This window comes from Bacillus sp. KH172YL63, from assembly GCF_011398925.1.
In the GTDB taxonomy this organism is placed as follows: domain Bacteria; phylum Bacillota; class Bacilli; order Bacillales; family Bacillaceae_B; genus Rossellomorea.
Genome location: NZ_AP022842.1, coordinates 54,062 through 81,060, shown reverse-complemented (window position 1 = coordinate 81,060; position 26,999 = coordinate 54,062). Strand labels below are relative to the sequence as shown.

At 45.0% G+C, this 26,999-nt stretch carries 26 protein-coding genes and 2 tRNA genes; 2 read left to right on the top strand and 26 right to left on the bottom strand.

Translation table 11 applies throughout. The annotated features are described in order from the left end of the window. Positions 1-10: 10 nt before the first annotated feature. The gene (gene spoIIE, locus KH172YL63_RS00410) at positions 11-2,503 is read right to left on the bottom strand and encodes a stage II sporulation protein E (protein ID WP_173104313.1); all 2,493 of its coding nucleotides are present in this window, start codon (positions 2,501-2,503) and stop codon (positions 11-13) included. 276 nt (positions 2,504-2,779) lie between these two features. Here spoIIE and KH172YL63_RS00405 point away from each other — a divergent pair. Both KH172YL63_RS00405 and KH172YL63_RS00400 read left to right on the top strand, forming a co-directional pair. Continuing rightward, a tRNA-Met gene (locus KH172YL63_RS00405) sits at positions 2,780-2,856 on the top strand. 9 nt (positions 2,857-2,865) lie between these two features. Then, positions 2,866-2,937 (top strand) — tRNA-Glu (locus tag KH172YL63_RS00400). 409 nt (positions 2,938-3,346) lie between these two features. Here KH172YL63_RS00400 and KH172YL63_RS00395 read toward each other — a convergent pair. The 25 genes from KH172YL63_RS00395 to KH172YL63_RS00275 form a co-directional block, all read right to left on the bottom strand. Continuing rightward, on the bottom strand, positions 3,347-3,817 hold the full coding sequence (locus KH172YL63_RS00395; protein WP_173104312.1) for a DinB family protein: 471 nt from the start codon (positions 3,815-3,817) through the stop codon (positions 3,347-3,349). A 177-nt stretch (positions 3,818-3,994) separates the two neighbouring features. Then, positions 3,995-4,420, bottom strand: a complete 426-nt coding sequence (locus tag KH172YL63_RS00390; protein ID WP_173104311.1) for a S1 domain-containing RNA-binding protein — start codon at positions 4,418-4,420, stop codon at positions 3,995-3,997. A gap of 73 nt (positions 4,421-4,493) precedes the next feature. Then, complete coding sequence (locus tag KH172YL63_RS00385) at positions 4,494-4,883, bottom strand: FtsB family cell division protein (RefSeq protein ID WP_173104310.1); 390 nt, start codon at positions 4,881-4,883, stop codon at positions 4,494-4,496. A 37-nt stretch (positions 4,884-4,920) separates the two neighbouring features. Further along, positions 4,921-5,568, bottom strand: coding sequence for a spore cortex biosynthesis protein YabQ (yabQ, locus tag KH172YL63_RS00380; RefSeq protein ID WP_173104309.1), 648 nt, complete (start codon positions 5,566-5,568; stop codon positions 4,921-4,923). After that, positions 5,565-5,867 carry a sporulation protein YabP gene (yabP, locus tag KH172YL63_RS00375; protein ID WP_173104308.1) on the bottom strand — a complete coding sequence of 101 codons (303 nt, stop codon included), beginning with the start codon at positions 5,865-5,867 and terminating at the stop codon, positions 5,565-5,567. The genes yabQ and yabP overlap by 4 nt, the downstream gene beginning before the upstream one ends. Positions 5,868-5,958: 91 nt before the next feature. After that, positions 5,959-6,228: an RNA-binding S4 domain-containing protein gene (locus tag KH172YL63_RS00370; RefSeq protein WP_173108002.1), complete on the bottom strand. Its 270-nt coding sequence runs from the start codon at positions 6,226-6,228 to the stop codon at positions 5,959-5,961. 23 nt (positions 6,229-6,251) lie between these two features. Next, a complete protein-coding gene (mazG, locus tag KH172YL63_RS00365; protein ID WP_173104307.1) occupies positions 6,252-7,712 on the bottom strand; it encodes a bifunctional methyltransferase/pyrophosphohydrolase YabN in 1,461 nt (486 codons plus the stop codon). Positions 7,713-7,728: 16 nt separating this feature from the next. Continuing rightward, on the bottom strand, positions 7,729-9,342 hold the full coding sequence (locus KH172YL63_RS00360; RefSeq protein WP_232066082.1) for a putative polysaccharide biosynthesis protein: 1,614 nt from the start codon (positions 9,340-9,342) through the stop codon (positions 7,729-7,731). A gap of 153 nt (positions 9,343-9,495) precedes the next feature. After that, the gene (spoVT, locus tag KH172YL63_RS00355) at positions 9,496-10,032 is read right to left on the bottom strand and encodes a stage V sporulation protein T (protein ID WP_173104306.1); all 537 of its coding nucleotides are present in this window, start codon (positions 10,030-10,032) and stop codon (positions 9,496-9,498) included. A gap of 289 nt (positions 10,033-10,321) precedes the next feature. After that, complete coding sequence (mfd, locus tag KH172YL63_RS00350; protein ID WP_173104305.1) at positions 10,322-13,852, bottom strand: transcription-repair coupling factor; 3,531 nt, start codon at positions 13,850-13,852, stop codon at positions 10,322-10,324. 84 nt (positions 13,853-13,936) lie between these two features. Then, on the bottom strand, positions 13,937-14,167 hold the full coding sequence (locus KH172YL63_RS00345; protein ID WP_173104304.1) for an anti-sigma-F factor Fin: 231 nt from the start codon (positions 14,165-14,167) through the stop codon (positions 13,937-13,939). 109 nt (positions 14,168-14,276) lie between these two features. Further along, the gene (gene pth / locus KH172YL63_RS00340; RefSeq protein ID WP_173104303.1) at positions 14,277-14,834 is read right to left on the bottom strand and encodes an aminoacyl-tRNA hydrolase; all 558 of its coding nucleotides are present in this window, start codon (positions 14,832-14,834) and stop codon (positions 14,277-14,279) included. An 84-nt stretch (positions 14,835-14,918) separates the two neighbouring features. Beyond that, positions 14,919-15,572, bottom strand: a complete 654-nt coding sequence (locus tag KH172YL63_RS00335; protein WP_173104302.1) for a 50S ribosomal protein L25/general stress protein Ctc — start codon at positions 15,570-15,572, stop codon at positions 14,919-14,921. Positions 15,573-15,833: 261 nt separating this feature from the next. After that, positions 15,834-16,793 carry a ribose-phosphate diphosphokinase gene (locus KH172YL63_RS00330; protein WP_173104301.1) on the bottom strand — a complete coding sequence of 320 codons (960 nt, stop codon included), beginning with the start codon at positions 16,791-16,793 and terminating at the stop codon, positions 15,834-15,836. Between the two features lie 13 nt (positions 16,794-16,806). Continuing rightward, positions 16,807-18,180 carry a bifunctional UDP-N-acetylglucosamine diphosphorylase/glucosamine-1-phosphate N-acetyltransferase GlmU gene (glmU, locus tag KH172YL63_RS00325; protein ID WP_173104300.1) on the bottom strand — a complete coding sequence of 458 codons (1,374 nt, stop codon included), beginning with the start codon at positions 18,178-18,180 and terminating at the stop codon, positions 16,807-16,809. Positions 18,181-18,806: 626 nt separating this feature from the next. Further along, on the bottom strand, positions 18,807-19,100 hold the full coding sequence (gene spoVG, locus KH172YL63_RS00320) for a septation regulator SpoVG (RefSeq protein ID WP_032085215.1): 294 nt from the start codon (positions 19,098-19,100) through the stop codon (positions 18,807-18,809). A gap of 171 nt (positions 19,101-19,271) precedes the next feature. Continuing rightward, positions 19,272-19,646, bottom strand: a complete 375-nt coding sequence (locus KH172YL63_RS00315; RefSeq protein WP_173104299.1) for a RidA family protein — start codon at positions 19,644-19,646, stop codon at positions 19,272-19,274. A gap of 15 nt (positions 19,647-19,661) precedes the next feature. Then, positions 19,662-20,498, bottom strand: coding sequence for a pur operon repressor (gene purR, locus KH172YL63_RS00310; protein ID WP_173104298.1), 837 nt, complete (start codon positions 20,496-20,498; stop codon positions 19,662-19,664). Positions 20,499-20,569: 71 nt separating this feature from the next. Then, complete coding sequence (gene ispE / locus KH172YL63_RS00305; protein WP_173104297.1) at positions 20,570-21,424, bottom strand: 4-(cytidine 5'-diphospho)-2-C-methyl-D-erythritol kinase; 855 nt, start codon at positions 21,422-21,424, stop codon at positions 20,570-20,572. 229 nt (positions 21,425-21,653) lie between these two features. Next, positions 21,654-21,836: a small, acid-soluble spore protein, alpha/beta type gene (locus KH172YL63_RS00300; RefSeq protein WP_173104296.1), complete on the bottom strand. Its 183-nt coding sequence runs from the start codon at positions 21,834-21,836 to the stop codon at positions 21,654-21,656. A 120-nt stretch (positions 21,837-21,956) separates the two neighbouring features. Beyond that, positions 21,957-22,226: a biofilm formation stimulator Veg gene (veg, locus tag KH172YL63_RS00295; protein WP_173104295.1), complete on the bottom strand. Its 270-nt coding sequence runs from the start codon at positions 22,224-22,226 to the stop codon at positions 21,957-21,959. A gap of 356 nt (positions 22,227-22,582) precedes the next feature. After that, entirely contained in the window at positions 22,583-23,461 is an 879-nt protein-coding gene (gene yabG, locus KH172YL63_RS00290) for a sporulation peptidase YabG (protein ID WP_173104294.1), read from the bottom strand. Between the two features lie 608 nt (positions 23,462-24,069). After that, on the bottom strand, positions 24,070-24,948 hold the full coding sequence (gene rsmA / locus KH172YL63_RS00285) for a 16S rRNA (adenine(1518)-N(6)/adenine(1519)-N(6))-dimethyltransferase RsmA (protein ID WP_173104293.1): 879 nt from the start codon (positions 24,946-24,948) through the stop codon (positions 24,070-24,072). Next, the gene (rnmV, locus tag KH172YL63_RS00280) at positions 24,941-25,501 is read right to left on the bottom strand and encodes a ribonuclease M5 (protein ID WP_173104292.1); all 561 of its coding nucleotides are present in this window, start codon (positions 25,499-25,501) and stop codon (positions 24,941-24,943) included. Before rnmV ends, rsmA begins: the two co-directional genes overlap by 8 nt. A 119-nt stretch (positions 25,502-25,620) precedes the next feature. Further along, positions 25,621-26,835, bottom strand: coding sequence for a G5 and 3D domain-containing protein (locus KH172YL63_RS00275; RefSeq protein WP_232066081.1), 1,215 nt, complete (start codon positions 26,833-26,835; stop codon positions 25,621-25,623). Positions 26,836-26,999 lie beyond the last annotated feature (164 nt).

Sequence of the window (26,999 nt, the reverse complement as noted above, 5' to 3'; positions counted from 1 at the left end):
GCAGCGCCTCTTAGGATATTCTTTTTTTATCCTTTGTTTTTGATTTTTGCACAGGGATCGACGACCATTTCGGGATGTTATGACGGATCTTCGATACCACGATCGTCATATCATCTTCAATCAGCCCGGAGCTTGAACGGATGACCTCCTCCATGAGGATATCCGCCACTTCCTGGGGATCTTCGGTTTGAAGTTCTTTGATTTTCCTCTTCATCCACACGTCATAATTTTCTACATGTTTCGGTCCTTCAAATGCGCCGTCGCTCATCATGATAAGCAGATCGCCTGCTTTTAACTGTTCAGAGACGACATCCACTTCAAAATCCTGCTGCAGCATCCCCATCGGTAAATTACTGGCCTCCACTTTCATGATATTTTCTCCCCTTTTTATGAAACTTGGAGTCGAGCCGATTTTAAGGAACCTTGATGACGCATTTTGCAGATCGATCATGGCAAGGTCAAGGGTCGAGAATATTTCATCATTCGTCCTGAGTGAGAGAATCGAATTGATCGATTTAATTGCCACTTCTTCTTCAATGCCAGACTCGAGAATCTTCTTCAACAACCTCAGCGTTTCATTGCTCTCATAATGGGCCCGTTCTCCGTTCCCCATCCCGTCACTGATGGCAACGGCATATTTCCCCCTTCCAAGTTCAATCATCGAGTAACTGTCACCCGACACCAATCCTCCTCCTTTTGCCGCATGGGAAGCCCCGGTGTCTACGACATATTTCTTCGCAGATTGGAACGTAACATGACACTGCCCGTTTGGAAATTGGGCACATTCCTCGTTTTGAACAATGATATTTTCACCTAAGATATCCGACAGCATCGGAGCGATTAATTTTTCACCCTGGCCGTGTCCACCGCAATAAGGCATGGTCATTTCGATATCGACATTCCCTTGTTCCAGATTGTATATTTCGATGTTTTCAATTTCGATCCCGAATTCTCCGATACTCGACAGGATTTGTTCTTCCTGGAGATGATGATTTTCCCTTTCTCTCTGGATTTCCTTCGCAAAGTTCCCCATCACTTCTGATACCCCGAGCAGCTGATCTGCCACAAGCCTCCTGCTTTCCTGGACCTGCTTCTTCAACTTAAGATTGGCCTGATAAAAGGTGAGCTCCTGATAAATCGTCTCTTTCAGCTTTTTCTCCCTCGTACAATGCTTCTCTACTTCTCTATTAAGCTTCGGGGAAAGAGGGACGCGTCCCTGATCATACTCGGTCATCACATCTTTCATCAGATTATAGGTTTTATCAAAATTCCGGGACCAGCACTGATCTTTCTTGAAGCATGTCTGGCACGTCTTCTCCGTCACATTGCTTAAGAAATAATCAAACTCCTTCTCTTCCTCCTCTTCAAATCGATCTTCTATTTGTTGAAAGCTGTTGGACAACGCTTGAAAAACAGAGGAGAATTGTGTGACCCGATTGGCTGTCACATCTCTCACCCTCCGCATATACCCTTGCTGTTCCTGCTGGTATTCTGCTGTGCCCGGAATATGTTTGGCAATCTGGGATGTTAAACTTTGAGGCGTCAGGAATAATAATAATATCGCTACCCCCGATTCATATAATGTCTTTGTCATGACTGTGTCCGCATCTCCATACATCCCCATCAGCAATGTAGCGATCAACAAACCGATTGCCGCTCCGAATTTCTTCCCTTCCTTCATCAATCCGCCCAGAAGGCCAGAGAAAGCAAGCAAACTCATTTGATAAAAGCTTGAAACATTGGCAAGGCTGAACACCAGTCCGGTCACAACCCCGACAGTCGAACCGACAGTCGCCCCTGCAATAAAGGAGAACAAAAGTACGAGATATCTTGATAACACATGTTCAACGGAAAGATTATACACCGACCAACCGATTGTCCCCGTCATGATCGAAGCAAGGAGGATGATCAAGCTGACCACTTCTTCGGTTTTCAGTGACCTCCGCCTTCGCTGAACGGTCACCAGTGGGATACTTTGAATAAAAATATAGGTGAGAAGAAAAGCCAAGCTCGCCTCTATCAGTGCCATGACCCCGTTATAAATCGTCAAGGCTTGTCCCTGCTGGATATAATCGAACCCAAGCTTGGCAATCATGACCGTGAAAAAGACGTAGAAAGCGACGACCTTCACATTATTCTTATGATATTTCTGTGTTAATCGAAACGCCAACAGGAATATTACCGCACTTCCGAACGTATAACTGATACTGGGGAGAGACAATGTCAAAGCCCCTGCAAGCAAACCAATGAGTGCAATGGGAGACTTCTCTCTCCGAATCAGGTAGACTGACGCGAAAAACGGCAAAGCAAACGGCGTTAAATGGGACAGGATCAACGCTCTCCCCAATAAAAACCCGATGACGAAAAGAGCAATGCCCTTTTCTACAAACAGCCACTCAAGTTTCGCATAAAGTGACTTGATCCCTTTGGATAGTTCCACTTTGGTATGCCCAATGTCTACATTGTGAACAGGTTCGATGATCGATTGGTCGGCTTTCCCCATGTATAAAACACTCCCCATTTCTTTTTTGTTCAGTATAAATGGTACAAGCTTAAAACTTTGTCAAAATGAGGGAATGTATTCCAAGAAAGTTTCGACGCCTTTCTATCGATTCCGGTAAAAACATGCAGGATTTCCCATCTCGCTCTTTTGGATTTCGGGTAAGAACACTTGCCAGGATAGACTTGAGGGGATTTTGACAAAATCTTTACGGGACTGTATTGACAAGATAATTCTTTCTCGGTATTATAGATTTTGTGCCTAAAAGGTACCTATCATGGCGGTGTAGCTCAGCTGGCTAGAGCGTACGGTTCATACCCGTGAGGTCGGGGGTTCGATCCCCTCCGCCGCTACCATATTTTCAAGGCCCGTTGGTCAAGCGGTTAAGACACCGCCCTTTCACGGCGGTAACACGGGTTCGAATCCCGTACGGGTCATAATAAAAAAAAGACTATCCTTGGTGATAGTCTTTTTTTTATTGGGCTGTTTTCGTAATCATTGTGGCTTTTAAACAAGCGAGATGCGGTTGATTGCAGCGAGAGATGCTCGCTTTCCGCGGGGCTGGCGGTGAGCCTCCTCGGACTTCGTCCTGCGGGGTCTCACCTGTCCAGCGGTTCCCGCAGGAGTCGAGCATCTTCCGCTCCAATCAACCATCGAAGATAAAAACCAAAAATTCATTGGATAAACTGCTTATTCATCTTCTGAATAGTAGTGATAAACGCTATGACAATTTTTTCATTCCACAGTCTCAAATTACCTAAGATGCTCACATTAACTTCTAATAATAGCAACAATCTTTGCGAAAAGAGCCTTTCATTTTTATATTGTTTTCAAACAGGCACGTCATCACGCCTTTTCGACAGAGACGACCTGCTCGATCTGTTCCTGATGATGCTTATCGTGACCGATGAAGTCTTCGAAATACTCTTCAAGCGTAAAACTTTGATCCCCTACTTTAAACGACCGGTGAAAATCTTCTTCCGACAGCGAGTTGATATAATCGATCAGCTTGTCCCTGGCTTCGACACCTTCCTGGATCAAATCTGCTTGCCCTGCGACATGGTGGGCATATGATTCTGCTTCTCCATTGAAAAGCTGAAAATCAGGAAACGGCGACAGCTCAGCTCCTTCTGACGCATGGGGCAGAATCTCCTTCAAGGAATATTGATCCCATTTAATGATATGAGCGACATTTGCAGCCACCGACCATTTATCCTCTTCCATCGCCTGATACCAATCTTCTTCATTTACCAAGTTCAACTCATTCAGCCACATTTTAAATGATTCATGATGATCGATGATCTGCTCTTTTTTCATAAGCACTGCCCCCATACTGTTGATAATGCTTATGTATTCGATAAAGACCGGAGAAATCCCTCCGTATCATCCAAACTTTCCTGGGAGGGTGAGATAATAAAAAACCAGACACACTCATGACGATGAGTGTGCCTGGTTTTCGTTCACAACCTGCTATATGGGTTAATAGACAGCAAGTTAACCTTTTTTCGCGCCTTTTCCACCACGACGAGACTCAGTGTTTTTCTTCAAAGATGATAAACGATCTTCACTGTCCTTCAAGAAACGTGCCATCTTTTGTTCGAAACTCTCTTTAGTGCGTGTGTCATTTGGTTTCGTGTTATTACGCGGGCGTTGAGGACGCTGTGGGCGCTGTGGGCGTTGTGGTTGCTCTTTCGCTTTACGGATGGATAAACCGATCTTTCCATCTTTCTCAACATTAATTACCTTTACCGTTACTTCGTCGCCAACTTTAAGGTGTTCGTTAATATCCTTAACATAGTTGTCTGCAACCTCACTAATGTGAACTAAACCTGTTGATCCTTCCGCTAATTCCACGAACGCACCAAAATTTGTGATACCTGTAACCTTACCCTGTAACTTGCTGCCTACTTCGATTGACATAAAAGAAATGCTCCTCCTTAAAAATATAAAAGATAAACCTATTATATATTATAGCCAATTAAAAAAAAGAGTGTCAATAAGACACCTCTTCTTCTTTCTCTTTATCGCTTTCAGGAATGTTGAAAATAATTTCTCCCTCATTCGATAAAAAGTAATCCCGGCGCGCCAATTTGGCAATATATTCATCATCATTAAGCTTTACAATCTCCTCTTCGAGAGCGGATTGCTTGTCTTTTAAATGTTCCAGCTTTTTTTCCAATTGTACTTTTTCCGTTTGTTTCGCTTCTAACACTTGGGCTCTGGAAATGAGGGTCGAGATTAAAAATCCACAAATTGCCACAACTAAAACAAAGAAAACTGCTAATCGACGGACCAAACGCTTTTTTCTCTTAGAAGAAGATTTATGCATATGCTCCTGGTGACGGACATATTCATTTTCCATTGATGTTACGTTTTTTCTCATTCCAAAACCCCCTTTACAATATGGAGCGGCAGGAGGCTCAGTCTTTCGGCTTTTTGTTGAACCTTTTTACCACTCTATATACTTTTTTGATAACATCTTGATAAATTCCTGCCATTCTATTATATAACTTCTCGACTCTTTTTGTAAGATTTTTCGGCAATAAATTCCAAATGCCTTTCAATATCCACCATATTGGAGCCGTTACGAGCTTTATCGCCCATTGACCGACCTTGAGGATGACCCTCAAAATGAATAATATGACGGATAAAAGCCCTTTTCCAACCGAAAGGACGAGTGTAATAAGAAGGACGACCATCCATTTTATCGGCGAATAGACCAAATTCTTTACCATTTTTACACCGAAATTGTAAAGAGAGATAAAAAACTGGATGACCCGCCCCAAAAAGGACAGGTAGTATTGCTTGATCAACGCCTGATACCCGGCAAAGCCGCAAAGCAGGGCAAGGAATATATAAAAGCGGATCTCCCCAAAATTCACGACGAATAAAATATAAAAGATGGAAAGGGCTTGAAGGATCCAAAAGAGGATATCATTTACGAATACAAGCCATCGCTTTCTCTCAGACCGGTTCAAAAACCGTGAATAGGTGTCAAGCGAAGCCCCAAACAATGCGCCCATACCGATCATGGAAAGCATGGTATAGAACTGGACAGACAGGGTCATCGAAACAGCTTGCTAAAGAACCCTTTAGCTTTTTCCCCATTTTGTTCATCCAGATAAACGAGATCAAACACCTTTCCTTTAATGGAAACGATCCCTTTATCCACATCCAGGTTTTTCATTTGGAGATTCTGTCCCCTGACAGAGAGGAATCCCATCACTGTTTCAAGAAGGAACTCCTCATTATCGAAGCTTTCCACCTGTTTCACACCTGTGATGTCGAGGAGCTTCCGGCCCCTCATCATGACGTCATGTTCCTGAAAAGTCGGTTTATCTTTGCTTCCTTCATAATATTGATTCATATCCATCCCTCACATTCCCATAGTACAAGCTTTGTAACTATGTTTATGTGCCGGGGAGAAAAATAGAACTATATTAAAGGGCTGTGGAACCTCATTCTGTTTCTTCCTGAACCCGTTCTTCTGAGAGGACGGAATAAAGCCCGCTCGCTTCTTCTTTTTTCGTTGTTTCCAAAAGCCTCTCTATTTTTACCCTCATAATCTTTTGGCCAAACCTTACGCTTAACTCGTCACCGACCTTTACATTCGAGCTCGCTTTGGCCTGTAAACCGTTGATTGAAATGCGTCCCTGGTCAGCTATTTCCTTTGCCAGTGTCCGTCTTTTGATCAGCCTGGATACTTTTAAGAATTTATCTAATCTCATCGAAACCATTTTACATTTCCCCCTTATTCGATATTCATCTTTTTCGCTTCATCCCAATATTGATCCAGCTCTTCCAATGTATAGTCTTCGAAAGCCTTCCCGCTTTTTAGGACTTGCTCCTCTACGTACGAAAATCGTCGGTAAAACTTTGTATTCGTCATAGCCAATGCTTCCTCTGGAAAAATCTTATGGAACCTTGCCACATTGATGAGCGCGAATAACAGATCCCCAAATTCTTTTGTCATGTGGTGTTTACTATCATTCTTGACTTCGTTTTCAAATTCCTTCATTTCTTCCCATACTTTTTCCCATGCGCCTTCTGGATCGGCCCAGTCAAAGCCTACTTTGGCTGCCTTTTTCTGATATTCATACGCCTTCATGAGCGCAGGCATCCCTTTTGCCGTATTCTTCAGCATCGGTTCATGGTCCTGGGATTTTTCCTGCTTCTTGATTTCATCCCAATTGGCTTTCACCTGCTCGCTGTCATCTGCCTGGACGTTCCCGAATACATGAGGGTGTCTCCGGACCATTTTGGAAGCGAGTCCTTCGATCACTTCCTCCATGGTGAACATACCCTCATCTTCGCCGATCTGGGCATGCAGCATGACTTGAAGAAGAACATCGCCAAGCTCTTCAATCATATGATCAATGTCTTCTTCCTCGATGGCTTCAAGCAGTTCATACGTTTCTTCGAGTAAATATTTCTTCAGGGAGTGGTGGGTTTGTTCTTTATCCCAAGGACAGCCGTCAGGACCACGCAATGTGGCGATGACCTCCCTTAATGTGGCGAATTGCTTGTAAGTGGCGTCCATCTCCTTCACGGCCGGCACATACAGGCTCGTCAGATTGCTGAGATTGGCTACACGGTCGAGCTCCACCAGCGGGACCGCTTCAACCTTCTCCTCTTTACTTCCTGCGGCAGTCACCAGCATCACTTCATAATCATACGGATACATCTCCATGAGCGTGAGCTTCACTTCCGAAGCGATAAATGCATCGTACACCTGTCCGATGATGAGCTGTTGATTCATATGGACATCGTGGAGCTTCAAGCTCGTCCCATCCAACAGCTGGAATCCATCGATCGGATCTGCGCCGACCGCTGCAAATAAAGGATCGATGAAGCTCTGCCCGCCTCCGATTTCCACCTGCACCTTTCCTTCCTTCTGAAGGTCAAGAAGCATTTGGACTGCTTTCTCCGCCACCAGCGGATGACCCGGTACAGCATAGACAAGCGGATGCTTCCCTGATTCCGATACAAGCTCACGGACGATTTCTTCATACACATCTTCAAATCTATCGTGTTTTTCATACACAGAATCAAACGTTTCAAACGTGATACCTTCTGACGATAAATCCGTTACAACCGGATGCTTCTCTGTACGCAGGTAAAGATGCGAACTGTTTTTAATGGCCCGGTATACGCCTAAAGGAAGCTGCTCGATATCCCCAGCGCCCAGGCCGACAATTGTGATCGTATTCATCTCTTTCTCCTCGCTACTATTTATTGGGCTGAACCTTATCCATCAGCCATATCCATTTACTCCCAAAGGGCAAGAAGCTGATATCTTCCCTTGAGAGGACATTTCCTCTTAAAAACACAATTAGGAAAATGATGCCCCCGATACAGGCCCCTCCTACAGAAAATAGGACAGAAAGCTCCCGTTCAGGCATTCCTTTTTCTAAAAGTGTATCATAAATCTGCAACCAGCCCTGTAAACCGATCGTCATCGCAATCCCGCTGAGACACAGCGTTTTATAGAACGAAGGCGTGAAGAACTTGATTGGAAACAGCCGCCTTAATTTTACGACCATCAGGATGGTCATCAAGCTTAAAGCTAATACGGTCGCAACCGATGCCCCCATGATGCCCATCACAGGAATGAACAGGGCGTTGCCTGCATATTTGGCACAGATGCCGATCAAAATGCTCACAGCAGGATAATAGATCTTTCCGATTCCCTGAAAAATGCCTGCAAAAGTCAGGATGAGGCAACTAAAGAAAATAGACAGGCAAAATACGGAGAGTACGTTGGATCCCAGGGCATTTTCAAACAGCATTGTATTCGTCGGGACCATGATATTGATGATCCCCAATGTTGCTGCAAACCCGATTGTGACACTGATTTTGAGTGAGAGTTGGCTGTACTCCCTCACCAGGGATTCCCGCTGCTTTAAGTATGCGCTGGTCACCAGCGGGACGATGGTCAATGAAATCGAGGTAGCCACCACCGTTCCGAGCTGTACGAACGGCTGTCCCCTGTCATATATGCCCTTCAGCGTTTTAGCCTGCTCTGCATCCATCCCTCCTGACACGAGGAGGGAATATACGTTCATGGAGTCGACAAACTGCAATAACACCAACAGCATCGCACTTACGCAAATCGCCGTCCCGTTCTTCAACAGCCGCGACCAGATGTGACGATAATCCTTGGGCAACACGAGATATCTTCTCGAGAATAGACGCTCTTTCCTGATCGTCACAAACAGGGCAAGCACAATCAGCCCGGCGAGACCGCCGGTGATCGAACCAAACAACGCCCCGTTCCCTGTCATATATAAGGAATATCCATGAGACATCAGGATGGTGGAGAAAATGAGGATCGTCGCCACCCGGACAGCCTGTTCAGTCACTTGTGAAACTGCTGTGGGGACCATATCTTCCTTCCCCTGATAATAGCCCCTCATGACGGACAGCGGTGCCAACAGCAGAAAGGATAACGAGATGACCTGAAGCAACGGCGTCAGGAGCGGATCTCCCATCCAGCCGGCAATCATCCCGGCCCCGAAGTAGACAAGAAGAAACCATGTCAATCCGACAGCACACAGGAACAGGAACGAGGTCACGGCCACATGCTTCGCACCTTCCCCGTCGTCCTCCCTTACTCTCTCAGCCACTAATTTAGAGATGATGACAGGGAATCCATAAGTCGATAACGCAATCGCGATCCCATAAAAGGGATACACTTGCTGATAAATATAAAATCCGACATCCCCAACGATATTCTGAAACGGAACCCGATAAACGGCACTCAGTATCTTCGTGATCAGCGCCGCCAATGTCAATACCATGGCACCCTTCAAGAATTGATTGGAGGAGTATATCTTACTCAACCAGTTTTCCTGCCTTTCTATACCAATCTTTCTTCATCGACAATTCATTATGTACTGGTCATTTTATCACAAAGGGCGGTGTATTTTCTTTTACTGTATTGCTTTATCAAAAAAAGACAAAAAAGAAGAGCGGCCATATGCCACTCCCTCAAATTATTGCTCCATTTGCCTTGCTAAAAAGCCAGCTGCCGTTTCTACTGCCTTTTGTTCCACTTCGCCTACTGTACGGTCCTTCGAGAAGATCGCAACGGCACCGATCGGGTCACCGTTTGCAACAATCGGAGCAATCGTATAGGAAGCAAGATCCTCACCATGTCCATCGACAAGCTCTGCTTGTCCCTGTTGAGTGTGAAGAAGAGACGCACGGTCATCCATCACTTTCTCAACCAGTTCACTGACATTCTTATTCAAATACTCTTTCTTCGAAGCGCCTGAGATGGCAATGACCGAATCCCGGTCGCAAATCAATACCGCACTTCCCAGACTGTCGTATAAAGCTTCACCGTATTCCTTAGCAAAGTCACCAAGTTCACTGATAGGGGAGTATTTCTTTAAGATGACTTCCCCGTCACGATCAACGAAGATTTCCAAGGGATCTCCCTCGCGTATTCTTAATGTCCTGCGGATTTCTTTCGGAATAACGACACGCCCTAAATCATCAATACGACGAACAATACCAGTTGCTTTCATCTATAGCTGCCTCACTTTCATCAGATGATTTTATTTGGCAAGGCACCCATACACAATGAATACTTTACCAATGTTGAGTTTAGTATCTTACAACTTAGAAGTTCTATACACATTCAGATATTTTTTCTGTAATTTCACTAAAATTCTAATGCAGTCATGTTTTTCCAGTAGTGGCAGCTGCATTAATACTAATACCCTCATCATAGTAAAGTGAAACCAACCGTGCGTTTACATTTTGGTTACATTATTATAACGGAGGGAATATTTTCCCGGTCCTTAAGCACTTTTATCAAGCGTTCTCTTCTACTTTTACCGCTTCGTCCAAATGCTTGATGATGTCATAGGCCATGTTGAACCATTTGGACGCTTCGAGCCTTGACGTATTAATGGAGATTTTGAGCTTGGAACCTTCCATCCCGAGTCCGACTGCACGTCCGTGCTTATTGCACAGATTAAACACTTTGGAGCCGTCGATCTGGTTCGTGCCTTCCGGTGACATGAAGATATTCACGGTTTTCTTATCCTGCTTGATGGATTCAAGCTTCGTGTTCTTGGCGTAGATTTTCATCTCTGAAATCAAGAACAGATAACCGACTTCCTCCGGATACTCCCCGAATCGATCCAGGATTTCTTCTTCAAGTTCCTCGATTTCAGGCAGGGAAGAAAGAGAACGGAACCGTTTGTACATTTCAATCTTCTGATGACCGTCTTTAATATAGTCATCAGGGATATACGCATCGATTTCAATATCCACTTCAAAGCTCGATTCAGGCTGCTTCGGCAAATCGCCTTTGCGCTCCTCAATGGCTTCCTTGAGCATCTGGGAGTATAAGTCAAAACCGACTGAGTCAATAAAGCCGTGCTGCTGCGCCCCGAGAAGATTCCCTGCGCCCCGTATCGTCAAGTCCCGCATGGCAATCTTGAATCCTGATCCGAGTTCTGTGAATTCTTTGATCGCCTGCAGCCTTTTTTCGGCGACTTCTGTCAGCACCTTATCTTTACGATAGGTGAAATAAGCATACGCCACTCTGTTGGATCGTCCTACCCGGCCCCTTAGCTGGTAAAGCTGGGATAAGCCCATCCGGTCCGCATCGAATACGATGAGCGTATTGACGTTCGGGATGTCCACGCCTGTTTCAATGATCGTCGTTGTGACCAATACATCATACTCCCCTGCAAGAAAACTTAAGATGACCGCTTCGAGTTCATTTTCGTTCATTTGCCCGTGGGCATAAGCAATCCTTGCATCCGGGACCAGCATGGAGATTTCATCCGCTTTTCTTTCGATATCCTCCACACGGTTGTATAGGAAGTACACCTGTCCATTCCTTGCCATTTCCCTTTCGATCGCTTCTTTGATCAGGGCACCGTTATATTCCATCACATACGTCTGGACTGGGAAACGGTTCTCAGGAGGTGTTTCGATGACCGACAGATCCCTTACCCCGAGCATCGACATATGGAGTGTTCGCGGAATCGGCGTGGCCGTCAGCGTGAGGACATCGATGTTCGTTTTAAGCTGTTTGATCTTCTCTTTATGCGTGACCCCGAACCTTTGTTCTTCATCTATGATCAACAGACCCAAGTCACGATACTGGATGTCTTTTGAAAGGAGGCGGTGAGTCCCGACCACAATATCGACCGTGCCATTTTGAAGGCCCTTCGTTGTTTCCTGCTGCTGCTTCCTCGTCCTGAAACGGCTCAACAACCCGATCTCCACCGGGAAATCCTGAAAACGCTCTTTGATTGTTTCATAATGCTGTTGCGCAAGGATCGTCGTCGGCACAAGGATCGCAACCTGCTTTCCATCTGCAATGGCTTTGAAGGCAGCCCGTATCGCGACCTCTGTCTTTCCGTATCCCACGTCGCCGCACAGCAGACGATCCATCGGGCGCTCCCTTTCCATGTCGTGCTTGATTTCACTGATCGAACGGAGCTGGTCATCGGTTTCCTCATAAGGGAAGGCAATCTCGAACTCCCGCTGCATGTCCCCGTCAGGTGAGAAGGCATATCCTTTTGCCGCTTCACGTTCCGCATATAGCTTGATCAGGTCATCGGCTATGTCCTGAACAGAAGACTGTACCTTCGACTTTACTTTCTTCCATTCACTTCCGCCCAATTTGTATAGCTTCGGATCTTTATTTTCTGAAGCCACATACTTTTGTACAAGCTCAATCTGATCGACAGGGACATAAAGCTTGTCATTCCCTTGATACTTCAGGTGGAGATAATCTTTATGGACCCCGTTGATTTCGAGCGTTTCAATGCCTAAAAATTTACCGATTCCGTGATTCACATGAACCACATGGTCCCCGACTTTCAGCTCGGAGTAATTTTTGATTCTCTCCGCATTGGAAAGCTTCTGTCTTCTCGGCTTCTTCTGGGTTTTCTTATTGAACAGCTCTTCTTCCGTAATGACCGCAAGCTTTTGAAGAGGGAATTCGAATCCGCTCGTCAAGCTTCCATTGATCATCTGTACCTTGCCAGGCAGAAGCTTATCTCCGTCTTCCACAAATGCGATTTCAATCTGATAGTCGTCGAGTACCCTCTGGAGCTTCTTGACCCGTTCTTCATCAGGTCCCAGCAGGACAACCGTGTAGTTTCCTTTTTTCCAACGGTCCAGCTCAGCTTTTAACACATTCATCTGACCGTGGAAATTCTGCATCGGCTTTGTGGACACATTAAAGATGTTCTGCGGGCTTGTATTAGGGATGTGACGCAGGAATAATGAGAAATAAACCTTTGGCAGCTCTGTTTCCCCTATCAGCGTCGAGAACACATGGGATACAGGTATATCATGGATGATCTGTCCTTCTTGCAGCAGGGAGGTATACCACTCCGCTTCTTCCTTCTCGAGGGAATCACTCATTTCCTGGACGCGGCTGAATTCGTCAAAGAAGATGACCCCATCATCCGGTAAATAATCTAGCAAACTACTAGGCTGCTCATAGGCAAGGGACAGATATTTGAAGATCTGCTCCGGAATCTGGCCGTTCTGAAGCTTCTCCACCTCATGCCCTATGTACTCCGTCAACTTCTCCTTGACTGCCGCTGACTTCACCTTTTTCAAACTGGCGGAAAGTCCCGCTTCGATTTCTGCGATCAGTCTTTCAATATTCTCATATTTCAACAAGACCTCTGTGGCAGGTCCTATTTCCACCTTATCCAGCTTATCGATCGAGCGCTGATCCTCTACTGAAAAGAGCCTGATCGAATCAATCTCGGTATCGAATAATTCAATCCTGATCGGATGCTGGGACGTCAGTGGGAATACATCCACAATCCCGCCCCGGAGGCTGAATTCACCAGGCGTACTGACCATGCCGGCCCGTTGGTATCCCATCTGCACGAGCTGGTTCAACACCTCATCCAGATCGATATCCTCACCCATCCGGAAATGGATCTGATTCGTTCTCCACATATCTTTCGGAGGAAGGATCTTCCTTAATCCCGCTACAGGGACAATGTAAACCCCCTGGTGATGACGTGAAAGTTTATTCAATACTTCTATCCGCTGAGACCTGAGCTCAGGACTCGCCACACTCAGTTCCGCGGCGATCAATTCATTCGCAGAATAAAGGTACACCTCATCCTCGGATAAAAATTGAATCAAATCATCATAAATTTTTTGAGCTTGAAACAAATTATGCGTCACCACAATGGTGGATTTATTTGTTTGAAGGTAGACGTCGGCAATATATGCCGTACGGGAAGAACCTGCCAATCCGGCAACGAGCTGTTCCGATAACTGTTCCTCCACCCCGGCGATGATGGATTGGATTTCTTCACTTTGATGAACCTGCTTTAAAATACCTTTCAAGTGTACGCTCCTCCCCTATGGATCGTTCTATATATATTCTCAAACGTAAACAGAAAAATGCTTTGGCTCCTAACCAAAGCGTTCTTACTGAATGATATGATCTAATTGATGATAGTCCGGATTCCGTTCCAGACTTTCTTGACAATCTTCACAGATCGTCCTGACTTGAATGTCCCCATTCTCCTGGTAAAGAACCATGTGTAACCGCTCTTCCTCAGACAGCGTATGCAGCCCCAATTGTTCCGAATGAAGCGCGACATTTGAAAGTGTCCCTACAGTCGTCCCACAATGGCGGCACTGATAGTGGATTGCCATAACATTCCCTCCATGCAACACATTTATACAGTTAGTATGAACCTGTTGGAGGGGAGTTATTCACTTTATATACCGAGGACCGTTCTTCGACATCTAGTATATGAAGCATCTAGTTGAATTTATTCATGACTTCGAGAAATGGTTTATCAAGCCATGTTTCGCAGGCTTCTACACTGGTGGAAATGGCTTTGTCGAGCTCGCCCTGTTCTTCCTTTGTAAATTTCCCAAGTACATAATCAGGGACGCTCATCCCATTGGTCGGGCGATCGATCCCTACCCGGAGACGGTTGAACTGCTGGGAACCTAAATGGGCGATGGTGGATTTGATTCCGTTATGCCCGCCGGCACTCCCCTTCTGTCTTAAACGCAGTTTGCCGACCGGTAAATCCAGATCATCATAGATGACCAGTAAATCTTCATCTTCTATATTAAAGTAATCCATGAGTGGCACAATGCTCTCTCCGGATAAATTCATATACGTAAGCGGCTTTAACAGCACTACTTTTTCACCTTTATAGTGATAGGTGCCGTAAACCCCTTTAAACTTAGATTGATTCAGCGAAACGCCCAACCGCTCGGCTAACGCATCAATGATCACAAACCCGATATTATGGCGTGTTTTCTCATACTGTGAACCCGGGTTTCCTAATCCAACGATTAACTTCATTTCTAACACCTCTTCTGACCTTATACCTCTAGAATAACGTAAAAAGCGCAACCTGCAAAAGGTTACGCCAAAAAAGATGGTTTTTTATTCTTCCGTTGATTCACTTTCTTCACTGGCTTCCGTTTCTCTGCCTTCTTCGTTATCAGGTGTACCCGCTTCCTGCTCTTCACCGCTGTTGATTTCTTCTTCCTGTCTTGGCGCAAGGATCGAAGCAATCGTACGGTCGTCCTCTTCATTCAGGGTCACACTGTATTTATCGCGGACATCACTGATCGTGACCGTTTCTCCTACCTGAAGCTCAGTCACATCCACTTCGATCGATTCTGGAATATCATTTGGTTTGGCTGTGACAGATACTTCATGTAGCGGTTGCTGTAGGACTCCTCCGTCTTTCACTCCTGCCGCTTCACCAACAAGCTCGATGCGTACATCAGCGTCAATTTCCTCTGACATATTGACCGCAAGGAAATCTACATGTGTCACCGCATCCTTTAAATGATCCTGCTGATAGTCACTTAAAATGACATTTTGTTTATTTCCGTCTACATTTAAGGATATAATTCCGTTTCTTCCCACTTCACGTATTGTTTTAATGAAAGTGATCGCGTCTACGCTGATCGCTGTGTTGTCTGCTTTGTAGCCATAGACAACACCAGGGATATTCCCCTCATGTCTCAGCTTTGTTAATGAAGATCGCTTAAAATCTTTCCTTTTATTAGCTTTCAATTCTGTTGCCATGTTTCGTCCAACACCTTCCCTAATCTTTTATGTGAGTTAAGTTCTATATATAGTAATTACCCTATTCGTATTTGAAATAAACATAGAATATTCAATTCATTGAGGTTTGGGGGATGGGGGATGGTTGATAAACATGCACTTTCACTTTGGATTGTCACCCGCCGAAACGGTGTAAGGGGCAGCTGCCAAAACGCAAAAAAGAGCCCTCCTTACTAGAAGGACAGGCTCTCTTTCCTATGCACAAACTACATATATTAATTCTTAATCAAAAAGCGTGCTGACTGATTGCTGCTCATATACGCGGATGATCGCTTCACTGATCAACGGAGCAACAGACAGCGACTTCACTTTGCCAATCATTTTCTCTTCCCCTAGAGGGATGGAGTTCGTGACAACAAGCTCTTTAATATTAGAGTTTTCGATACGTTCGATTGCCGGGCCGGATAGAACAGGGTGCGTACAGCAAGCATATACTTCCTTCGCTCCGTTTTCTACCAATGCATTCGCAGCAAGTGTGATCGTACCTGCAGTATCAATGATATCGTCGATCAAGATCGCAATCTTCCCGTCGATATTACCAACGATGTTCATCACCTCTGCCACGTTAGGCTTCGGACGGCGCTTATCGATGATCGCAATAGGTGCTTTCAGACGCTCTGCAAGCTTACGTGCTCTCGTCACTCCACCGTGGTCAGGAGATACAATCACGAGGTCTTCCGTATTGAATCCTCTTTCCTCAAAGTAGTCCGCAAGAATCGGAACGCCCATCAGATGATCAATCAGGATATCGAAGAAACCTTGAATTTGAGGGGCATGAAGGTCCAGCGTGATCACACGCGTCGCACCGGCTGTCTCCAGCAGGTTCGCCACTAATTTCGCCGTGATCGGCTCACGGGCTCTTGCTTTACGGTCCTGGCGGGCATAGCCGTAGTAAGGCATCACGATGTTGATCGTTTTAGCGGAAGCACGCTTCAATGCATCGACCATGATCAATAGCTCCATCAAGTTTTCGTTAACAGGCGCACACGTGGATTGGATGACGAAGACGTCACAGCCACGGATACTTTCCTCGATGTTGATTTGGATTTCGCCGTCACTGAAGCGTTTAACAGACGATTTACCCAGTTCAACCCCTACTTCATCGGCAATTTCCTTGGCAAGGTGGTAGTTCGAATTAAGAGAAAAGATTTTCAACTTGGAATTAATATAAGAGTTTGGCATTGTGGACCTCCAGTTATTTCTTATGATTTAGATTTTGAACATAATTTTCTTTATTTACTTGGCGGGCTCTTGCAATCGATAATGATTCTCCCGGAACATCTTCCGTAATTGTAGATCCGGCAGCGATGTATGCCCCTTTCCCTACATTGACAGGTGCAACCAGATTCGAATTGCAGCCGACGAATACGCCGTCTTCAATCTTCGTCAGGTGCTTGTTCTTCCCGTCATAGTTGACGGTAATCGAGCCACATCCAATGTTGACATCCTTGCCAACCTCAGCGTCACCGATATAGCTTAAGTGTGATGCTTTACTGCCCTTACCGAATGTCGCTTTCTTGATTTCAACGAAGTTACCGATCTTTCCTTCATCTTCAATCGTAGAAGCAGGACGGATATGGGCAAACGGTCCAACTTGTACATCTGATCCGATCGTGCTGTCATGGGCAACGGATTGCTTCAACACAGTACGGTCCCCGATCTTGCAGTCCTTTACCTCTGACTGGGGTCCGATCACGGAATCCTCACCGATCACAGTGCTTCCCTTAAGGACAGTCCCTGGCAGGATTACCGTATCACGGCCGATCGTTACATCCGCATCGATATACGTATTGGCTGGATCTGTTATCGTTACACCATTGCGCATATGATATTCATTGATACGGTGTTTCATCGTGACCTCTGCCTGTGATAACGCAACACGGTCATTCACACCCAATGTTTCACTGAAGTCACCCGTTTGGTAGGCACTCACGATCTCACCTTCAGATTGAAGGATCTCGATCACATCCGGCAAATAATATTCGCCTTGTACGTTGTCATTGGAAACCTTCTTCAAGGCATCGAATAACGCTTTATTATCAAAACAATACGTTCCGGTATTGATTTCATTCACACGTCGCTCATCTTCTGAAGCATCCTTATGCTCCACAATGCGCTCAACCAGTCCATCAGCATTACGGATGATCCGGCCATATCCATCAGGGGATTCTGTATGAGCAGTCAAAATGGTCGCCTTGGCACCTTGACCTTCATGATGCTTTACCAACGCTTCCATCGTCTCTCCCTTGATGAGTGGCGTATCTCCACATACAACCAAAGTTGTCCCTTCCAAGTCACCCAGGACATCCTCAGACTGCATGACAGCATGGGCTGTGCCTAATTGCTCAGCCTGAAGGGCGAATTCACTCTTCCCCTCTAAATGGGACTTCACAAGCTCGGCGCCATGACCTACGATTGTGACAGTCTTCTCTATATGTAGTGTAGAAATTTGGTCGACCACATGTTCCACCATCGGCTTGCCACAAACAGGATGAAGAACTTTATACAGCTTCGACTTCATTCTCGTCCCTTGTCCGGCAGCTAATATAACGGCATATCGATTTGTCATTTTTGGTCCTCCAATAACCTTTTTATCCATATCGAATATATCCTAAAAACTTTATCATTTCAAGGATTCAAATAAAAGTACATATATTTGTCATTAGAAAAGCGGAAGGGGCTTGCTCAGAGGCGACAAGCATAAGACGAACAGGCCGGAAAGGCGTTCTTTTCCTTTTTGGACTGTTTGGCTTATGACCTCGAGCCTCGAGCCCTTGGAGCTGGACATGGCGATAAGCGCAGGCGGCTGGCTTCTGGCTTTTAGCCTGCGGCACGGAGAACGGACGGTGCTTTTGTCACAGTAAAATGTATTTACGCAATGAACCCTGAATTTCACGCAATAAACCTCGAAAGTTGCGCAATCATCCGTGAAAGTCACGCAATAAAATACAAGTTACGCAATGAACGCTGAATCTCACGCAATCATACCCGAAAGTTACGCAATAAACCGCCAATCTCACGCAATAAAATCAGACTCCCATTTAAAAGTCCCAATCTAGTATCAAAAACACACGATCCTCAAAGGAGATTTCATTTCACCGAACCAAAAACGTAAGAATTGCCAATTTTAGCTTACGGGCTCACAAACAAAAAAAAGAGCCTTACAAAAGTAGGCTCTTGATGCGGTAAATATTATTAGGAAGCCCCAGCTTCTTCTAACTCAACTTCTTCCAACTCACCTAATCGATGATACTCAGCTAAAACGGCATCCTGGATCTTGCCGCGGGTTCCCGAATTAATTGGGTGAGCAATGTCACGGAATTCTCCATCCGGAGTCCGTTTGCTTGGCATCGCTACGAATAAGCCGTTGTTCCCATCAATCACACGAATGTCATGAACAACAAATTCATTATCCAGTGTAATAGATGCGATAGCTCGCATGCGACCGTCGGTGTTTACTCGGCGTAATCTTACGTCAGTTACTTCCATTCTGTTCACCACCTTTTTCCCTAGATGAAATCTACTGTATGTATTCAACGAAATATTTCCATATTCCTTCTTTAACTGTAAAATTTTTTGAAAAATTTTATTTTTCTCATCTTTATATCTGTTTCATTTGACCTATACTCCTTTTTTGATACAAAAAAACACCCGTGAAGATTACTTCACGAGTGCGATTACTTCGATTTCAACCTTGGCATCTTTCGGTAAGCGTGCCACCTCTACACAAGAACGGGCGGGTTTGTGATTACTGAAATATTCACCGTACACTTCATTGATCGTACCAAAATCATTCATATCTTTTATGAACACTGTGGCTTTGACGACCGATTCCAATGACGCTCCTGCTTCTGCCAATACAGCCTGCAGGTTACGGAACACCTGATGGGTTTGTTCAGCTACGTCGCCTTCAATCATCGTACCTTCTGCCGTCAATGGTATCTGCCCTGAACTATAGAACATATTATTGACGATCATACCTTGAGAATAAGGACCAATTGCCGCTGGTGCTTGATTTGTAGAAACTACACGCATCGTAAATGCCTCCCCTTATGGTAGAAATGTTAGATTGGATTGAAAATAGTTTCCTTCAGTCAAGGAAATCTGTTTGTCTTTTTCATTTACATTGGACAGTTTTAACAGTGACACATAGTCGTCGACCAATCGATCATCCATGCTGTTGGATTCGACCAGGACCCCGATTCCGGAAAGTGTTGCCGAGAATTCATCCAACAGGTTCTTCATGCCGTTGATCGTTCCGCCGGCCTTCATGAAATCATCGACAACCAGGACTTTACTGCCTTCCTTCAGGCTTCTCTTAGAGAGGACCATGGACTGGATCCGCTTGGATGACCCGGACACATAGTTGATGCTCACTGTCGATCCTTCCGTCACACGGCTGTCCCGTCTGACGATTACAACCGGAACATTCAGGTAGGAAGCGACCGCATTGGCAATCGGTATCCCCTTTGTCGCTACGGTCATGATGACATCGATGTCCTTTTCCGCAAAGGCAGATGCCAACAGCTTACCTACACTCTTCATCAGCTGGGGATTGCCAAGCAGATCAGTCATGTATAAATAGCCGCCAGGCAATAATCGATCGGCGCTCTCCAATTGGACACAAAGCTCATCGATCATTTCTTTTGCTTCCCCGCGATTGACTTTCGGCACATACTTCACTCCACCAGCTGCGCCTGGAACCGTTTGGACCGTGCCAACACCCCGTCCTTCAAATGTTTCCTTTACAATCGTTAAATCCTCACTGATGGAGGACTTAGCCGAACCGTACCGCTCAGAGAAAAAAGTCAAAGGAACAAGTTGGTGGGGACGTTCCAATAAGTAATGGGTCATATCAATTAATCGTTCACTACGCTTAAACTTCACCAAACAAACCTCCTAAATCCGAATATTGTAATGTAAATATATCATTAATATACGGATTTCGGCAAGAGTCCTTAATCTCCCAGCATCCGCACTGCGAACACCTGGTCACAAAAACCTCTTAAACCATTATAGATTCGATGAAGTCTTGATTCATATTGCACTAATCCATATACCGTCGGGCCGCTTCCGCTCATCAATACCGCGTCTGCGCCAAACCGCTCCATTTGATCTTTGATGTGTGACACTTCAGGATGCATATCCAGGGTCACAGATTCCAGTACGTTCCCCAAATTGGAGCATATATCATGATAACTTCCATTTTCTAAAGCCGAAACCATCCCTTGTGTATTCGGGTGGTTCACATGTTTCAGGTCTAAATTTTTATAAACATCGGCAGTTGATACCCCTATCGTCGGTTTTGCCAGGATGACCCAGCAGTTCGGCGGGGCAGGGAGATGCTTGATCTTTTCCCCTCTTCCCGATGCGAGTGCAGTTCCACCGTAGACACAGAATGAAACGTCAGAACCAATTTCAGCACCAAGTTCGGCAAGCTCGTCCATGCTGAGACCTAAATCCCATAATCGGTTCAGCCCTTTAAGCGTCGCCGCCGCGTCACTGCTTCCTCCTGCTAAACCTGCTGCAACCGGGATGACTTTATCAATGGAGATGGCCACTCCTTTTTTGATATTCATCCTTGTCTTTAACAGCTGTGCAGCCTGATAGGCAAGATTTCTTCCATCGTCCGGTACAAATCGATTATGCGAAAGAATCTTGATTGTGTCTTCGGAAAGATTCGTCAGCTCGATTCTATCTGCTAAATCGATTGTCGTCATAACCATCTCAACTTCATGGTAACCATCTGAACGTTTATGTAAAACATCAAGTGATAGGTTAATTTTTGCCGGCGCCTTCACTAATAACCTCATCTCATCACCTTCTTACCAATACTCTTTGTTATATTGTATCATACAGTCATTATCGAGAGTGTTAACTTCTAAACATACTCATACAAGTATGTTATTTTATCATGTAACGAACCGATAGGAAAGAACGTCTTAGCCCAATAAACAAGGGCCGCCTTAAAAGCACTGTACTTTTAAGGCGACCCGGTATATGGCAATGATAAAAGATGTGAGCTTATTCGTTAGACAAGAGTCATCGTGAATGTGTTTGGGAAAACTGTGCGCTGGCGAGTTCGACTGCCCGCTTCACCATATTCCCCGCATCCCGGGACGTGATTCCGCCCCATCCATCCTTTTGGACAACATCGTAGAACCCGAGTTCCTGTGCGATTTCCGCTTTTAACTGATCCGACATGATGCCTCTTCTTCTACTCATCGTCTTACCCCCTTGTGTTGTGCCACATGCTTAGTATGTGTTCAACAAGTGGATTCAAGACGAAAGGTTGATATGTAAAACATGTATGTATAGACAAATAAAAAAGCAGCAAACAATTGTCTACTGCTGGCTAAAGATGATATTTCCTGTTGATTCATCATAAAATGTTAATTGAACTGTCTCAGTGAGAACATCTGCATAGCTGTAAGAAACTCGTTCGAACGCATTCTCTTCTTGATCCAGTTGAACCACGAATACAGAAGGATACGTTTCGGCTAGAACACCTGAACGCTCAATTGTTTTTCGACGTCCACCGTTTGCTTTTAGCATTAATCGTTTCCCAAGATTGGAATCAAGGGATCTTTTAATGTCGGCTAATGTTTTTGGCATTTCGCTTCCACCTCACTATAATCTAATATAACACATTATGTAAGTTAAGTCAAATAAATTTATTATTTTAACAAGAATTCCGAACTCCTGTCAATATATTTTATTCAACAAAAAATACGTTTTTTCTACATCCCTACCTTTCCCCAACCTTTGAAAAATTATGTAAACAATAAACGGGAAGGCGGTTTGATCAGTGCCGACAGCAATAAAGCCGATGCAAATGGGAGAGCCGGCGCGCACTTGCGACCGTCCTTTTTTAAAAACAGCACCTAGAAAGTGTATGCCTGAAAAAACCAAATAGACCTTTTCCATTCACCCGGATATGGCAAGGTCTAGTCAGTTTTGTCGAACATTCCTTAGTCTTCCTCCGAAATTTTGTACGGCATCCCCGTACGAAGTACACCCTTTGTCTCTATCCCACCCAAGCCTTTATCCCCTGTCAATGTATTGCGTATGACGTCCCATACATTCACAGAGTCTTTGAATCCGGTAAAGCATATCTTTGCAACAATATAAACCGGATCCAGTGCATGGATATTGACCCTGGACGGTGAGCTTGCAAAATTGGCGCCGGCATGAATAAGGGATTCGAAGTGGGATTGACAGGCCCCGGCAAAGATCACCAGCTGGTCCAAATGGGGGGATTTGCTCCGGGCTTCCCTCACAGCCTGGACGAAGTATTTGGAATGTCGGTAAGCATTAATATCTCCCTTGGCCCCTTTTGCTTTTGAATAAGCATCGTGACCGGTCAATACGATAATATTCGGTCTATATTTATCGATAAGGGGTCCGATTTGGTGAGGCATCTCTGTTTCACTGCAGTGAACGCCTTTTACCGGTACACCGATTTTCTCATAAAGATCTAGGCACTTTCTTAAATAGCTGGGATCTCCATCAAGATGAAGAACTTTCCCCGGAACCTGGAAATAGTTATAATCGTCCCGATAAGCATTTGTCACCCTGTATTCCTGCTTATACTTGAGCAACTCAATATCTTGTCGAAATAAGCCGAGAGATTGTTCCTCTTTGGAACGAAACTCCTTCGAAATACGATCCTGCTCTCTAGGGTCCATCTTCTTCAAATCATGAAAAGGAGCATCCGCTATTAATCGAAAATCTTCACCATACAGCACTGCCGTTTTATGTCCATCTATCATGCGGATATCAATCACCCTGAATAAAATATCACATTGATAGGAAAGGCGCCCCACGACATCATTGATTTCGATATTCACATCAGTCACTCCCATGGGCTAAACATTCGTTGATCAATCAAAAAAGGAAATGAATAAGCCGAGGAGGATCTGTCTCCGCCAAACCCTTCTCCACCCTTCACATCAATTAAGTAAATATTCCCTGTGATAACCTATGCATCCTGAGCTTATTCGGTGCCACTAAAAGCGGAAGGGGCTCGCTCTGAGGCGACAAGCATAAGACGAGGTACCCGGAAAGGCGTTCTTTGCCTTTTTGGGTGCCTCGTCTTATGACCTCGAGCCTCAAGCCCCTGGAGCTGGATATCATAAAAGCGGAGGCGGCTTGGGTAGGCCCGACAAGCACAACGGGGAAATCCCAAAAGGCGTTCTTTGCCTTATGGGATTTTTCAGTTGTGACCTCGAGGGGCTAGCCGCCGGAGCTGGATACAATAAAAGCGGAAGGGGCTTGCTCTGAGGCGACAAGCATAAGACGAGGCACCCGGAAAGGCGTTCTTTGCCTTTTTGGGTGCCTTGGCTTATGACCTCGAGCCTCAAGCCCTTGGAGCTAACCTTCAAGCAAACAACCACTCTCTCTGGACCCTGTCCATCAAAAAAAGGCTAAACGCGTCATGCGTTTAGCCTTCATATGGTTATTTAAAATCCGGATATAGTTCGTCACTCAACCGGCCGAACTCTTCGATGCTGAGGGTTTCTCCCCGGCGGGTAGGTTCCACGCCAGCAGCAGACAATGCTTGCAGGATCTGTTCTTTCTTTTCTTTTCCTTGAGGAAGCTGACTGGACAGGTTGTTCAAGATCGTCTTCCTTCTTTGTGCGAATGAGGCACGGGTTACCGTAAAGAAGAAGTCTTCACTGATCACTTCGACAGGAGGCTTCTCACGCTTCGTTAAACGGATGACTGCAGAGTCTACATTCGGCTGAGGCATAAAGACGGTTTTCGGGACAGTCATGACCATCTCTGCCTCTGTGTAATACTGAATCGCAATAGAAAGGGAGCCATATGCCTTTGTACCCGGCTTGGCCGATATACGGTCACCTACTTCTTTTTGAAGCATGACGCATATGCCCCTGATCGGGAGGCGCTCCATCAGAAGTTTCAGGATGATCGGTGTCGTGACGTAGTAAGGGAGATTGGCCACGACCATGATATCGTCGAACCCTTCAAATTCTTCGTGGATAATGGCCGCTACATCCGCTTCCAGGACATCTTTATTGATGATTTTCACATTATCATACGGAGATAAGGTATCTCCAAGGATCGGGATCAGCCGCTGATCGATCTCGAAAGCAACCACTTTTCCTGAAGTGCGGGCCAGATGCTCGGTCAACGCCCCGATCCCCGGTCCGATCTCAATCGCAGCGGTTTTTTTGGACAGGCCTGCGTATTCTGTAATATTCCTAAGGATATTGGGGTCAATCAAAAAGTTCTGACCCAGACTCTTCTTAAACGAAAAACCATACTTCGCAAGTATCTCTTTCGTACGTATCGGTGTTGCGATATCTTTATGCATCTTGTTCCTCCTGAATGATTTCCATTAAAGCGTGCGTGAACTCTTCTTTTCCAATATTGAACATGCGCAATCGCTTATGCAACTGTTTTCCATTAGTGTATCCGATTCTGAGCTTCTCTCCAAGAGCTATTCTCAAGTCCTTCGATTGAGGGCCACCGATCAGTCCGGCGTCGATTAGATCTTCTTTGGAAATGACCTCCTCCTGTTCGACATCCAGTAAGTGGGCTTCACCCAAAGATTCTCTGATCACGTCAGGTGAGGCATGCTCGACTCCTATGCCCCTTCCTGATTTCGGAAGGGCATCCTTCTTATGTACAAAGGCATGTTTACATCCCGGTACAGCTTCACTGACAATCTTCCGGATACGTTCTCCAGGGAAGTCAGGATCAGTAAATATGATAACGCCCCTTTTTTCCTGGGCGTGTTTGATTTTCTCTATTGTTTCAGGTGAGACAGCCGAACCATTCGTTTCAATCGTATCTGCGTTGACCGCACGCTGAATGGCCACCGTATCATCTTTCCCTTCGACTACGATGATTTCTTTAATTTTCATGATTCCTCCAAAAAAGTTGAAACATTTTTACTTTTCATTTCGTCTAATGAATGAACACCTAAAGTTATTATAACGGTTTTGATCAATAAATAAAAAAAAGCAGGGAACTACCCCTGCCATTAGTTCAATATTCTTATCTTGATGGTCTTTCTTCCCCAACGATAAGCGTCGGATTTAGATGAGAAGAACACATCAATTTTATTCCCTCTGATCGCTCCGCCTGTATCAGCTGCCACAGCATAGCCGTAGCCTTCTACATACACCTTCGTACCTAAAGGAATGACGGATGGGTCAACCGCGATGACCTTTACGTTAGGGTTCGCTTTTAAATTGATGCCTGTAGCCGTACGGCCAGAGCATCCGTTACATGAGGCTGTATAGGCTGTAGAACTCACATAGAATTCCCTTCCACCAGACTCTGCTGAACTTGCCGAAGAACTTCCCCGGGATACTTGTGCCACGAGTACCTTCGTACCGACATTGACGATTTTATCCTGGCTTTCTTCCACAACTTCTTCGCTCACCAGTTTTCTGGAAACCTCTTTGGCGTTTTCTTTCACAACTTCAAATTTCTTTTTGATTTTCCCGTCCTTACCTTCCTGGACGACCTTTTCTTTCCCTTTTGAAAGATTAGAATCCTTTTTGGAAATGACGGTGAAATTTTTTGTCTCTTCCACTACATCGGTGACTTTTTCAACTCGAACGACATTTACGACATCATTTGCTTTCACAATTTTGTCTAAACCTGGTTCAACACGGTCTGAATCTTTTAGTGTAATTCCTTGTTGCTTTAAAAAGTCAGCGACCGTAGTCGAAGTAGACCATGCCTTTTGCTCTTTCCCACCATTTACGAGTTTCAGTGGAAATGCGGCATCAATCATTACATTCATGTTCCCTGTTACTTTCTCTGATAAGCCGGGTTGGACCTTATCATGTTCCCCTACTTTAATTTCATTTTCGGAGAGTAACTCTTTTACTGTATCAGCAGTCGTCCAGATCGTTTTCTTCTGGTCTCCTACTGTAATCCCTACCTGTTTTGCCGGTTCCCAAACAATTTGCATGTTATTTGAAACCTTCGTATTCCCCGAGGGGTACAAATAGTCTTCTGAGCGGGGTGAAATCTCTAATTCTTTTAATATATCTTGAATCGTGTTTGCATGCGTCCTAATCTCTTTTTGCTCGCCGTCTAAGGTCAATGCTACAGTGTTTTTAGATCCTTCATAAAAAAGAATTCCGAATACAGCTGCAGATGTTACCAATGTTCCGATTGTAACAATCCATTTCCTTCGACTCAAAGACTTGGAAAACAGGCTTTTCATGGTTTTCATGTTCATGAAAAACGCCTCCTTTTCTCGGAGTGATTATATAGAGTAATCCAGTGACTGTCAACCCTTACTTCACCTAACACAATCTAGCAAAATATTGAAACCCGGGGGAACATAAAACATATTATGCATAAAAGAATACAAAAAGAAAAGAGAGAGTTGTCGACATGGTT

Bases quoted from the DNA above. Each gene is read 5' to 3' on its own strand.
- spoIIE (WP_173104313.1), bottom strand. From the start codon at position 2,503: ATGGGGAAAGCCGACCAATCGATCATCGAACCTGTTCACAATGTAGAC.
- KH172YL63_RS00395 (WP_173104312.1), bottom strand. From the start codon at position 3,817: ATGAAAAAAGAGCAGATCATCGATCATCATGAATCATTTAAAATGTGG.
- KH172YL63_RS00390 (WP_173104311.1), bottom strand. From the start codon at position 4,420: ATGTCAATCGAAGTAGGCAGCAAGTTACAGGGTAAGGTTACAGGTATC.
- KH172YL63_RS00385 (WP_173104310.1), bottom strand. From the start codon at position 4,883: ATGAGAAAAAACGTAACATCAATGGAAAATGAATATGTCCGTCACCAG.
- yabQ (WP_173104309.1), bottom strand. From the start codon at position 5,568: ATGACCCTGTCTGTCCAGTTCTATACCATGCTTTCCATGATCGGTATG.
- yabP (WP_173104308.1), bottom strand. From the start codon at position 5,867: ATGAATCAATATTATGAAGGAAGCAAAGATAAACCGACTTTTCAGGAA.
- KH172YL63_RS00370 (WP_173108002.1), bottom strand. From the start codon at position 6,228: ATGAGATTAGATAAATTCTTAAAAGTATCCAGGCTGATCAAAAGACGG.
- mazG (WP_173104307.1), bottom strand. From the start codon at position 7,712: ATGAATACGATCACAATTGTCGGCCTGGGCGCTGGGGATATCGAGCAG.
- spoVT (WP_173104306.1), bottom strand. From the start codon at position 10,032: ATGAAAGCAACTGGTATTGTTCGTCGTATTGATGATTTAGGGCGTGTC.
- KH172YL63_RS00345 (WP_173104304.1), bottom strand. From the start codon at position 14,167: ATGGCAATCCACTATCAGTGCCGCCATTGTGGGACGACTGTAGGGACA.
- pth (WP_173104303.1), bottom strand. From the start codon at position 14,834: ATGAAGTTAATCGTTGGATTAGGAAACCCGGGTTCACAGTATGAGAAA.
- KH172YL63_RS00335 (WP_173104302.1), bottom strand. From the start codon at position 15,572: ATGGCAACAGAATTGAAAGCTAATAAAAGGAAAGATTTTAAGCGATCT.
- KH172YL63_RS00330 (WP_173104301.1), bottom strand. From the start codon at position 16,793: ATGCCAAACTCTTATATTAATTCCAAGTTGAAAATCTTTTCTCTTAAT.
- glmU (WP_173104300.1), bottom strand. From the start codon at position 18,180: ATGACAAATCGATATGCCGTTATATTAGCTGCCGGACAAGGGACGAGA.
- spoVG (WP_032085215.1), bottom strand. From the start codon at position 19,100: ATGGAAGTAACTGACGTAAGATTACGCCGAGTAAACACCGACGGTCGC.
- KH172YL63_RS00315 (WP_173104299.1), bottom strand. From the start codon at position 19,646: ATGCGTGTAGTTTCTACAAATCAAGCACCAGCGGCAATTGGTCCTTAT.
- ispE (WP_173104297.1), bottom strand. From the start codon at position 21,424: ATGAGGTTATTAGTGAAGGCGCCGGCAAAAATTAACCTATCACTTGAT.
- KH172YL63_RS00300 (WP_173104296.1), bottom strand. From the start codon at position 21,836: ATGAGTAGAAGAAGAGGCATCATGTCGGATCAGTTAAAAGCGGAAATC.
- veg (WP_173104295.1), bottom strand. From the start codon at position 22,226: ATGCCAAAAACATTAGCCGACATTAAAAGATCCCTTGATTCCAATCTT.
- rsmA (WP_173104293.1), bottom strand. From the start codon at position 24,948: ATGCATAAAGATATCGCAACACCGATACGTACGAAAGAGATACTTGCG.
- rnmV (WP_173104292.1), bottom strand. From the start codon at position 25,501: ATGAAAATTAAAGAAATCATCGTAGTCGAAGGGAAAGATGATACGGTG.
- KH172YL63_RS00275 (WP_232066081.1), bottom strand. From the start codon at position 26,835: ATGAACATGAAAACCATGAAAAGCCTGTTTTCCAAGTCTTTGAGTCGA.